Annotated in this window: 14 protein-coding genes; 10 read left to right on the forward strand and 4 right to left on the reverse strand. The window is 60.2% G+C overall.

The genetic code is table 11. The features are described from left to right. Nucleotides 1-115 precede the first annotated feature (115 nt). Both ACU5AX_RS20275 and ACU5AX_RS20280 read right to left on the reverse strand, forming a co-directional pair. Nucleotides 116-514, reverse strand: coding sequence for a VOC family protein (locus ACU5AX_RS20275; RefSeq protein ID WP_446692326.1), 399 nt, complete (start codon nucleotides 512-514; stop codon nucleotides 116-118). Nucleotides 515-723: 209 nt separating this feature from the next. Beyond that, nucleotides 724-1,260, reverse strand: a complete 537-nt coding sequence (locus tag ACU5AX_RS20280) for a TetR/AcrR family transcriptional regulator (RefSeq protein WP_446692327.1) — start codon at nucleotides 1,258-1,260, stop codon at nucleotides 724-726. 66 nt (nucleotides 1,261-1,326) lie between these two features. Here ACU5AX_RS20280 and ACU5AX_RS20285 point away from each other — a divergent pair, with 66 nt between their 5' ends. Together ACU5AX_RS20285 and ACU5AX_RS20290 are read left to right on the forward strand one after the other, a co-directional pair. Further along, on the forward strand, nucleotides 1,327-2,712 hold the full coding sequence (locus tag ACU5AX_RS20285) for an 8'-apo-carotenoid 13,14-cleaving dioxygenase (RefSeq protein ID WP_446692328.1): 1,386 nt from the start codon (nucleotides 1,327-1,329) through the stop codon (nucleotides 2,710-2,712). After that, nucleotides 2,709-3,407, forward strand: coding sequence for a VC0807 family protein (locus tag ACU5AX_RS20290; protein ID WP_446692329.1), 699 nt, complete (start codon nucleotides 2,709-2,711; stop codon nucleotides 3,405-3,407). Before ACU5AX_RS20285 ends, ACU5AX_RS20290 begins: the two co-directional genes overlap by 4 nt. Before the next feature lie 88 nt (nucleotides 3,408-3,495). Here ACU5AX_RS20290 and ACU5AX_RS20295 read toward each other — a convergent pair whose 3' ends face one another. Further along, nucleotides 3,496-4,767: a methyl-accepting chemotaxis protein gene (locus ACU5AX_RS20295; protein ID WP_446692330.1), complete on the reverse strand. Its 1,272-nt coding sequence runs from the start codon at nucleotides 4,765-4,767 to the stop codon at nucleotides 3,496-3,498. A 144-nt stretch (nucleotides 4,768-4,911) separates the two neighbouring features. Continuing rightward, nucleotides 4,912-5,118 (reverse strand): hypothetical protein, encoded by a 207-nt coding sequence (locus tag ACU5AX_RS20300; protein ID WP_446692331.1) that lies wholly within the window; start codon nucleotides 5,116-5,118, stop codon nucleotides 4,912-4,914. A 494-nt stretch (nucleotides 5,119-5,612) separates the two neighbouring features. Between ACU5AX_RS20300 and ACU5AX_RS20305 the strand changes: the two genes are divergently transcribed. The 8 genes from ACU5AX_RS20305 to ACU5AX_RS20340 all read left to right on the forward strand — a co-directional run bounded on the left by ACU5AX_RS20305 (nucleotide 5,613) and on the right by ACU5AX_RS20340 (nucleotide 10,075). Further along, nucleotides 5,613-6,326 (forward strand): Crp/Fnr family transcriptional regulator, encoded by a 714-nt coding sequence (locus ACU5AX_RS20305; protein ID WP_446692332.1) that lies wholly within the window; start codon nucleotides 5,613-5,615, stop codon nucleotides 6,324-6,326. A gap of 132 nt (nucleotides 6,327-6,458) precedes the next feature. Next, nucleotides 6,459-6,704 carry a DUF6894 family protein gene (locus tag ACU5AX_RS20310; RefSeq protein WP_446692333.1) on the forward strand — a complete coding sequence of 82 codons (246 nt, stop codon included), beginning with the start codon at nucleotides 6,459-6,461 and terminating at the stop codon, nucleotides 6,702-6,704. A 301-nt stretch (nucleotides 6,705-7,005) separates the two neighbouring features. Further along, nucleotides 7,006-7,383 carry a hypothetical protein gene (locus ACU5AX_RS20315; protein ID WP_446692334.1) on the forward strand — a complete coding sequence of 126 codons (378 nt, stop codon included), beginning with the start codon at nucleotides 7,006-7,008 and terminating at the stop codon, nucleotides 7,381-7,383. Further along, nucleotides 7,380-7,655, forward strand: a complete 276-nt coding sequence (locus tag ACU5AX_RS20320) for a hypothetical protein (protein ID WP_446692335.1) — start codon at nucleotides 7,380-7,382, stop codon at nucleotides 7,653-7,655. The genes ACU5AX_RS20315 and ACU5AX_RS20320 overlap by 4 nt, the downstream gene beginning before the upstream one ends. 228 nt (nucleotides 7,656-7,883) lie before the next feature. After that, nucleotides 7,884-8,447, forward strand: coding sequence for a recombinase family protein (locus ACU5AX_RS20325; RefSeq protein ID WP_446692336.1), 564 nt, complete (start codon nucleotides 7,884-7,886; stop codon nucleotides 8,445-8,447). Between the two features lie 238 nt (nucleotides 8,448-8,685). Then, nucleotides 8,686-8,988: a hypothetical protein gene (locus ACU5AX_RS20330; RefSeq protein ID WP_446692337.1), complete on the forward strand. Its 303-nt coding sequence runs from the start codon at nucleotides 8,686-8,688 to the stop codon at nucleotides 8,986-8,988. 220 nt (nucleotides 8,989-9,208) lie between these two features. After that, nucleotides 9,209-9,535, forward strand: a complete 327-nt coding sequence (locus ACU5AX_RS20335; RefSeq protein ID WP_446692338.1) for a type II toxin-antitoxin system PrlF family antitoxin — start codon at nucleotides 9,209-9,211, stop codon at nucleotides 9,533-9,535. Between the two features lie 3 nt (nucleotides 9,536-9,538). Next, nucleotides 9,539-10,075, forward strand: coding sequence for a type II toxin-antitoxin system YhaV family toxin (locus ACU5AX_RS20340; RefSeq protein ID WP_446692339.1), 537 nt, complete (start codon nucleotides 9,539-9,541; stop codon nucleotides 10,073-10,075). Nucleotides 10,076-10,356: the final 281 nt, after the last annotated feature.

Consider the following 10,356-nt stretch of genomic DNA (forward strand, 5'->3'; position numbering starts at 1 on the left):
CATTGAGCACTGCCGCCCCCCCCCTGCTTTCCCAAAACGTGTTCCCGATTGCTCTTTCCCAAAACTCACTGGGTGCGACGGAGAAGCGGGATAGCTGGGACCCGTGCCGGACGGATTAGGCAGGAAAATGAATTCCGCATAGTTTGTTGCCATCTGGGTCACGAAAGTAGGCTAGTTCGATGGTGCCCATGGAGGCAGTTTCGCGCGGTCCGGGCGGAGCTTCGATCGAAGTTCCGCCAGCGGCAACGGCGGTATCGTGAAGCTGCTTCACCTGCTCGGGCGAATCGCAGGAAAAGGCTACGGTGCTGCCGTTGGCGACACTTGCCGGTTCATCGTTAATTGGCTGGCTGACGATGAAGTTGGTTCCGTTGCCGTTGTTGTAGATCAGCCGTGTATGGCCGCTGTCGGCGACATTCCGCGTCCCTTCTCCTGCACCCAAGGTGCCGAGCACCGTGTCGTAGAAACGCTTGGACCGCTCAATGTCGTTCGATCCGACCATGGTGTGAAAAAGCACGTATACTCTCCTGCAGGCTGACCGACTTCTGATCGCCATTAGCGATCTCATCTACCCGGCATGTGACCCGCAGTCACGCTGGCCCTTTAAATGCTCGCTATCGGGCGAAGTCGAGATTGGTGTGTCGCGAATATAATGAGTTTTGGATGTCTCGCATGTCGTCGATTATTCGACAAACTGCTGTCCAATGAAGCAGAACGGTATTGCCGTTACCCCTTGATGAGGGCCTCAATAAGATGGTCGTCAGCCGGTAGCTGACCATCGAGCATCAGCATGGCGAGGCCGTGAACGAGTGACCAGGCCCGTAACGCGCTTGTCTCGGCTTCGTCGACCGCCACGCCGCGCGGCAGCGCTTCTGCCGCGTTGATCCGCAGCATCCGCAACGCTTCTACCTCGCCTGTCGCCTGTAGCTGCGCAGACGAGGTGAAGATCAGGCGGAAGAGGGCTGGGTTGGCAAGCGCGAACCGCACATAAGCCCGGCCGGTCGCTGCGAAGGACGCGGCGCCTTCCTTACCGCTGGCGGCACCTCGCTGAGCGATGGCGAGCCGATCCAACCCCTCACGAGCGAGTGCCCGCATCAGCGCCGCCTTGTCGGGGAAGTGGCGATAAACCGAAGTCGCGCTGACTCCGACCTCGCGCGCCATCTCGCGTAGCGACACGCCCTCGACGTCGCGCTCGGCCAGAAGCCGTAATCCGACCTCCAGCAAGGCCGCGCGCAGGTCACCATGATGGTAGCGCTTTTCCATGTTGACACTGTTACCTTCTCGCCTATGCTCACGGTGTAAACATTGGAGACGGGTATGGCTAGCGTTATGGCGCGGATCGATGGTGAAGAGCTTAATCAGACAGGTCCGGCCACTCGTTTCCTGTCCGGTATTCATCGTCCCATGGAAACGGAGCTGACGCTGACGCAGCTGGAGGTACGCGGTACGATCCCATCGGCGCTCAGTGGCCGCTACCTGCGGATCGGCCCGAACCCGGTGGATGCCGATCCCGCCAGCTATCACTGGTTCACCGGCGACGGCATGGTGCATGGCCTGGCGCTCAGCGATGGCAAGGCGCTGTGGTATCGCAATCGCTGGATTGCGTCGCAGGCCAACGCGGCTGCCCGCGGCACGGCGCCGGCACCGGGGCCGCGCCATGGACTGACCGACACGGTGAACACCAACGTCGTCGATCTCGCCGGCCGTACCTTCGCGTTGGTCGAGGGTGGCAGCTACCCGGTCGAGGTGTCCGACACGCTAGAGGTCCAACGATATGACGATTTCGGCGGTTCGCTCGCCGGATCGTTCACCGCGCACCCGCACCGCGACCCGCTGACCGGTGAGTATCACGGCATCTGCTACGAAGGGCGGCGCCCCAACGAGATCCGCCATGTCGTTCTCGGCTCTTTGGGCAAGGTGATCCGTGAGGAAGCGGTAGCGGTCGAGCATGGCCCGATGATCCACGATTGCGCTCTCACCGCGCGCTATGTCGTCATTCTTGACCTGCCGGTGACCTTCTCGCTGGCGACACATCTCGCCGGGCAGCCGCTACCCTATGCCTGGAACCCCGCTCACCGTGCCCGCGTGGGTTTGATGCCGCGGGACGGCGATCAGCACGCGATCATCTGGTGCGACGTCGATCCGGCTTACGTCTTCCACGTCGCCAACGCCCATGACCTGCCCGATGGCCGGGTGGTGCTCGACGTGTGTGCCTATCCGACGATGTTCGCCGGCACGCCCGGTGGGCCGGACGCGACCTCGCGCGGGCTGGAACGCTGGACGCTCGATCCAGCCACCGGCACAACGACGATCCGAACCATTGACGCTGCCCCACAGGAGTTTCCGCGCATCGACGAGCGCCGGTTCGGCCAAACCTATCTCTACGCCTACGCCATGGCTGTGCAGGCCGATCGGCGCTTCCAGAGCGCCGGGCGCCTCTACAAGCATGATCTTGTCGAGGGCGTTCGGCAGGTTCACGACTTCGGTGCTGGCCGCCATCCGGGCGAGTTCGTCTTTGTGCCGGCGCACGCGAATGCGGGTGAGGATGAGGGATGGCTGATCGGCTTCGTCATCGATGAGGCGAGCGACACCACCGAGCTGGTGATCCTTGACGCAGGCACCTTTGACGGAAGCCCGGTCGCAACGGTGCTCTTGCCTCACCGCATACCACCTGGCTTCCACGGCAACTGGATCAATGGGGGAGGGGCACAGTGAACGCGATCGTCACGGACATGAAGGACAGCACTGCAATGAACCGTCAGCTGGGCAGCCGTGTCGGCTTCCTCGCCATCGAGGCCGGAATCAACTTCGGGCTGCCGATCCTGATCTACGACCGCGTTGCACCACATTCGGGTGACGTGGTTGCGCTGATGGCGTCCTCGCTACCGCCTCTCCTGTGGTCGCTGGCTGAGTTTGTCCGCCGGCGCCGCGTCGATGCCCTGTCTTGCTTGGTACTGGCCGGCATCGCCCTATCGCTACTCGCCATGCTGGGGGGCGGATCTGCCCGCTTCCTACAGCTGCGCGAAAACCTCGTGTCGGCGCTGATCGGGCTGGTGTTTCTCGGTTCGGCTGCGGTTCGCAGGCCGCTGATCTATCAGCTCGCTCGTGCAGGGCTTGCCCGCAAGTCGCCCGATGAGGTCGCCGTGTTTGAGGCAAAGCGGGACAAGCCGCATTTCCGGCGCGTGATGACGATCATGACGCTGGTCTGGGGTATCGGCCTGCTCGCTTCGTCTGCCCTCGCCTGCGTGCTTGTGTTCGCACTCAGCATCCACGACTACATGATGGTCAGTCCGTTCGTTGGCTACGGCTCCATGGGTGCGCTCGGATTATGGACCGTCTGGTACCGGCGCCGCGCGCAGTATTGGGCAGCGCAGCTCGCCAAGAGCTCGCCAACCGTGTCAGTTCGCTGACTGCCCACCTTATCGCGGAAGTGCTGACTTTCGGACGCCACATATATCACCACTTTTGCAACATTTGGCTGAACCAGAGACGCAAAGATTATTGGGTTGGTGCCTGTAGGTAGCGTTGCATCAGACTATCGGCATGCCGTCGCAAAACGACGACCTCGCCGAGTACAGCCTCGCTGTGCTCGTCCACAATCCTGGCACGGGCACCGATCTGACGGACGGTGAAAACTGCATCGCCGATCTCTTCGCCCACATGCGCGCGGGTCGCGCCTTGTAGACCTGCCGTAGCCTTGATCCTGCCAGAGCTCGCTTGCATCGACACGACACGTTCGGCGAGTTTATCGCATCGCTCGACGGCCCGCGTGACCGTTTGCTCGATCGCCCGCAGTTCACTCAGAATATGATCCGTCGCATCGGCAGTCGCTCCTGCCAACAGGCGAACCTCGTTGGCCACCACGGCAAAGCTTTTGCCGCTGTCTCCGGCTCTCGCGGCTTCGATCGACGCATTCAGTGCGAGCATCTTGGTTTGCGACGCAATGGCAGAGATCTCACCGGCAACTGAACCGATTCCTTCCAGATGAGATCCGAGACCCGCGACAGTCACCCGCATGGTTTCAGTGTCATCGGCGACATGCTCGATGTCGCCGGCAACTCCGTTCAATATCGTCTCAACCTCGCCGCCCATGAGGACAAGCTGCCCGACGCCCTGACCCGCCGCATCGGCGCGCAGTTCGCCGTCGGCGGCCAGCACGGATAATTCCTTGGCCTGTTGTTCAAGCTGCAATGCGGCGTCGCTTAGCCGTTCGGCTACCGATCGCACCTGCTCTGCTTCCTGCTGACGTTCCAGCCTTAGCCGGCGAGCTATCAGGCGCTCCATCACCATATCGGCAAGTATGGACAGGTGGGCGCGCTCCTGCCCGCTAAACCCACCGGGTCTTGGCGCGGGATCAAAGATGCACAAGGTGCCAATGTTAAAACCAGCCGGGGTGGTCAACGGTGCTCCGGCGTAAAACCGGATATGTGGTGGCCCCGTGACCAGTGGATTGTCGGCAAAGCGCGCGTCTGCGGCGGCATCGGGCACCACCATGACCTCGCCCTCTAAAATGGCGTGCCCACAAAAAGCAGCGTCCCGGCCGGTTTCACAGGCATCGAGCCCGACGCGAGCTTTGAACCACTGCCGTTCGGCATCAATTAGCGACACCGTGCTGGTGGCTACGTCAAACAGGCTCTGCACCAGCCTGACTACATCATCGAACACCCGCTCCGACGCGGTGTCGAGAATTTGATAAGCTGCCAACTCGGCAAGACGTTCGGCCTCATTGCCGGGAATTGGAAAGGGCCGTTGCTCCAAAAGATTCCTCACCGATCGAAGATCAAATTTGTCTCATCCATGCCGATCACGGCTTGCGAACGGCACACGGCCTGCCACGCCGCCCGGCAACAACCGTCACTCGGCACCTGACTCGCCGAGCGAGGCGTAGAAGCGTCCGGGCGAACGTGAGCGCTTTTAGCTGCCATTTGCGATCTCTATAGTCGACGTTGTATTGGGCCCCTTGTCGGAGGCCTCGCGGGCCGCAAGCTCGCTTAGGGTCGCGTAGCGCGCAGCCAGGTTGAGGTGAATGGCCTTGATCGCCGGTTCGGTGGCACGGCTCGCAATGGACAGCTGCTGGTGTGCCCGACGCTGATAATAGGCCCAGTCGCTTTCCAATGTCACGGCAGCATCTCCGCTATAAGCCTGTAAGAAAGCACACTGCTCCGAAACAGAACATTAGTCACTGCCCGATAGTTCTACCGCGACCACCGTCGATAGCACTTGCTGCGTTTATATTTTATAACCCCCAGTATTATCGCAAATTAATATTATTGCCACAAAGCTAGTTTACTAATTTGAATTTGAGGAAATGTTGGCATTGCGAGCAACGATCATCCTTGCTTCTTCATCAAGAAGATGTGCGGCGTGTTCGATGTAGCAGACAGCAGGTTGGCCGATCTGCTCCTGATCGAGCCGTACCAGACAGTCTCTCAGTGTTTGCGCCTCTTCCCGGAGCGTTCCCGTCGATGTGCTGTGTGCCAAGAGAGAGCCACCCGGATTGCCGGAAAGGCGCCATGATGAGGCAAAGCCATCAATGTGACGACCATTATCTTATTGATTATATGCAATGTTCTATGGCAATATAAAGAGTGCTTGCTCATAGCTAGGCTACCCCGATGGGGAACCGTTTTATCGAAAAGCTGTGCGAACTTGCCGAGCTCGGCGAGCCTGAAGTGCGTGCGTTGGAGCGCGTCACCGCGCACCCGATAACCATCAGAGCACGAAAGGACTTGATCCGCGAGGGTGATCCGCCGGGTCCGGTACTGGTGGTGCTGGAAGGCTGGGCCTTCCGCTACAAGGTTCTCCCGAGCGGCGCCCGCCAGATCATGGCCTTCCTTATGCCTGGTGACGCATGCGACCTGCATGCCGGCATGCTCGCCGAGATGGACCATAGCATCCAGACCGTCACCGAGGCCTCGATCGCGACGATCAACCGCGCAGACATGAACGAGATGATGACGTCCCACCCCCGCATTGCGTGTGCGATGTATGTCGCACAGCTTATTGATGAGGGGACGCTGCGCGCCTGGATCGTCAGCCTGGGTCGTCGCTCCAGTGTCGAGCGGGTCGCCCATTTAATACTGGAACTGTTCCTGCGGGCGGTTCGCATCGGGCTGAGCGACGGCACCACCATGGAGTTGCCGCTTCCGCAAGCGGTGCTGGCCGATGCTCTTGGTATGACGCCGGTCCACATCAACCGCATTCTCCAGGAGCTGCGACGCTCGGGTGCGATCGAGTTGAGCCGAGGCGTATTGCGCATAAAGGACCCCGCCGCCCTGACGCATATATCCGGCTTCGATGCCAACTACCTGCACAAGCGCCTGAAATAAACATGGCAAACCTTAACCGTAGACATTGTCCTACGATCAAGCTTTGCGCATAGCAGGTCATCGTCGGCCGATGTTTCAGAGGCGCTGACGGCTGTGGGCCGGAGCGTCTGCGCCTCCAATGAGGCCTCCGCTATGTCAAAGCTCTACATTCACGCCATCAGCTCGGAGTTTAGGTCGCGCGATGACGGTATCGAATATGACCAGCCTGAGGACGCGCTCGCCACAGCCGTCCAAAGCGCTGCTGCTATGGCGCTCGATGAAATTTACGCAGGCAAGACGAACGCTGCGATAGAGGTCAGAATTGAACATGCAGATGGAACGCCGTTGCTGCGATCGGTTGTAAGCATGTCGGTCGCCGCTCTCTTGCCAATTCTTTAAGATAAGCACCCCCCCCCAAAACAGATATCAGCCGCGATTGCAGACGGTAAGATGGATGTTTTCCCGCGCTCGACACCATTTCTCCGCGACCTGTTCCAGATTGCAATTTTTGACTGACACTTGGTAACGGCGTTACGGAAAGGAATTGTGTCACGAAAATTCTAAGTTTCGAGTGTCTCATGTGTCGCGCTTTTCCGACGCTATCATGCCCGTAGGTGGTAATGTCACTAATTGGCCTGCAGCTTCGGATATCGTGCTACACGACCGCCTTTGATCAGCGGGGCTCTGATAAGGGGGTACAATGGCAGTCGATCCAGACGAATTAGCTGCGGCTGCTGCGACGAGCCGGCGAACGATGTGGGCGGCAATCATCGGAAGCCTGCTTAGCTTGGCAGGAGTAGGATATACGACCTACCAAGGCTCGATCACCAGCGCCGCCACATCCCATATGAGCGCCCAAGTGGAGCAGGCGAAAGCCGTGGTCGAGCAGCAGAAGGCGCTACTCCACTACCGAGAGACGATCTGCTCAGACGCATTCGCACTTTTAGGGGACGAAAAGCCTAACCCCGCGTTGGGTCAAAATCCTAAAGGTGGTATAGCCACTGCAATCGAGCAGACGGTGCAAGCCTGCAACACGTTGCCCCGGCTTCCACCTGTCGTCGTTGAAGGTCAAAGATGATGGTTTCGGTCTTTATTATACCGCTCTGCATTTTCTTGGTAATTGCCTTCATGGCTTGGCAATCGTCCGCCGATCTAAATCGCCAAGCAGAAAAGGCATACCGGGAGCGTGACATCAGCGAGATCGTCTCAGGTGTAAGCGAGGAAGAAGGTACCGCTCCTGATGTGCGGCGCCGTGGCTTTAAGTCTAGTCAAACCTCTTACATTTTTACGCCTGGCACGACCTTCCGCTCGACTCGCCCCTCCAAAACTGACGCGGAGTCGGAAGCGTAGAACGCGAATTTATCGATGAACCGACAGGTGATAGGCATCGCCCGCCTTTGCACTGCGATGCCTAGCGTCATTACCGACTTAGAGAGCTGAATCTAAGTGTCGTTAGCTTAAGCAGTGCCGCAAATATCCTAATTTTCGCGACAGCGCCCTCGACGCTCGTGTTCTCTCGTGTACCGGTGTCGCAAAAGTCGATTGCATAACTTTGCTGTTCTGATACAGTTCTGCGACATGTTGATCGGCTACGCCCGTGTGTCCACCGACGACCAGGATCTCCGGCTACAACGCGCCGCGTTGAAGGAGGCTGGGTGCAAGCGGACGTTCGAGGAGAAGGTATCGGGCGCGAAGCGTGACCGGCCCGAGCTGGCCAAGATGATCGAGCAGCTGCGCGACGATGACACGGTGGTGGTGACCCGGCTCGACCGACTGGCGCGCTCCACCCGCGACCTGCTCGACATCGCCGAGAAGCTGAAGGAAGCTGGCGCGGGCCTGCGCTCGCTGGCCGAGCCATGGGCGGATACGACTTCGCCAGCCGGTCGCATGGTGCTTACCGTGTTCGCCGGCATCGCCGAGTTCGAGCGTGAGCTGATCCACCAGCGTACCAGCAGCGGGCGGGTAGCGGCCAAGGCTAGGGGGGTCCGGTTCGGCCGCCCTCCCAAGCTCACCCCCGATCAGATCGCGCTAGGCGAGCGGTTGGTGAGCGAAGGCACGTCGGTGCGCGAAGCCGCCAAGCTGCTCAAGTGTCACCATGCCACGCTCTACCGGGCGTTGACGGCCGCGGCATTGACTCCGTGATGCCGGCCACTCCGCAGCCCGACGCGCCGGAGGGGGAGGCCTGATGCCGATCCGCCCCGAGCATGTATTCCTATACCCGATCGACTGGCCGCAGCTCTCGCACCATGTGCGCTTCGTACGGGCAGGGGGCGCTTGCGAGCATTGCGGGCGGCCTCATGGACAGAGAGTATTCCATCTGCGGGACGGGCGATGGTGGGACCGCAAGCGGCATTGCTGGCGCAACGGCCAAGGTCGACGCGTGCGACGGCCGACAGAGGACATCCTGGCACTCGGCGCCTGGACGCCCGTAGTGCTGGCCTGTGCGCACCTCAACCATGACCCCAGCGACAGCGCGCTCCATCAGCTGGCGGCACTGTGCCAGCGGTGCCACATGATCCACGATGGCCCGGAGCATCGGCGCCGACGCTGGATGAACGCGCACTATCGGCGCGCGCTCGGCGACCTATACTATGGTCCCTATCCCGTGTTGGGCGCCGACTGGATCACACCCACCCCGCTCAGCATGCTCGACGATAGTCGATCGCTGTACGCTCCTGTGTAGTAAGCTGGTCCTCGCCAAACGTGGGGCAAGGGCGCGAGGACGTCCTTGCTGCGGCGAGTTTCGGCTACTATCCCGGAGGCAATCGAACCCGCCAGGCCTCTGCCCGTAAGGGTATGCACACTTGGCGGGTCTTTTTTTGCCCTGCTAAGCGGAAACCGAGACGCACTTCATGTTGAAAAGGTAAGGAGTATTCCTTACCTCCCGCTCCACGGAGGATGTGATGGCTACCATCGTTCAAGAGCGCAGCAGGATCACTGCCAAGGGGCAGACAACGGTGCCCAAGGCTGTGCGCCAGGCGCTGGGGGTCAGCTATGGCGGCGAGATCGCCTTTGTGGTCGATGAGCACGGCGTCAGCGTCCGGCGTGTCGAGGCCGAGGAAGCCGATCCGGTAATCGGGGGTTTCCTGGGCTTCTTGGAACAGGATATGCTGCGCAATCCGCACAATGTAGTCGCTTTCCCTCCTAGCTTGGCAGAGCGGATGGCTGCACTAGCCGAGCATGCCCGGGTCGATCTGAATGAGGAAATCGACGGGTCGGTTGCGCTCTGACCCATGATTGTCGTCAGTGGTTGGACCATCTATGCACACCCGTTGCTGCTCGATCAGCTTGAGAAGCTGACCACGGCCGTCGAAAAGGCGAAGGCAAAAGACCCGCAAGGCTGGTCCCGGACTGCTAACGCCAAGGTGCTGGCCGCGGTGCGCTCCCTGATGTTCGAGACGGTTCCCAGCGATCCCACCCGATCCGAATATCGGCAGGGCAGCACGCTCGGCTCCAGCCGGAAGCACTGGTTTAGGGCGAAGTTCGGTAACGGGCGCTTCCGCCTGTTCTTTCGCTTCGACAGCCGCTCCAAGGTCATCATCTTTGCCTGGGTGAACGACGACACCACGCTGCGAACCTACGGCTCTAAAACCGACGCTTATGCCGTGTTCAAGGGGATGCTCGACAGGGGCAATCCTCCTGATGATTGGGCAGCGCTGCTCCAAGCTGCGTCTGCCGATATGGCTCGCCACGATGCCCTTCAGGGGATGGCGGACCTTGATCAGGAAGCTAGCATTTTCGACGATCACGCTCCCCTCGATCGTTCCTGATGCTGGGGGCAGATTCCCTGCGTCAGAACCGACCGGTTATGACACCGGGACCTGTGCGCTGACGACACGATCATGTGCCTGCATTCGTAGTAGCTTGGCCAAACCAGCGCTCTCGCGCCGGCTCGCCCTTGGTGGTGTGCTTTGTGATCTTGTTTGACGTGACCCCCGCCTTTCATCCAGCTGCAACCGGAGACCGACTGGTGTTGTCGCGCATGAGCGCAGGTGAAGCAACGGGCGGGGTTAATCCCGCCTGTTGCTGCTTGAGACCGGCAGCAAATGCG

It is taken from the genome of Sphingomonas benefaciens, from assembly GCF_052907485.1.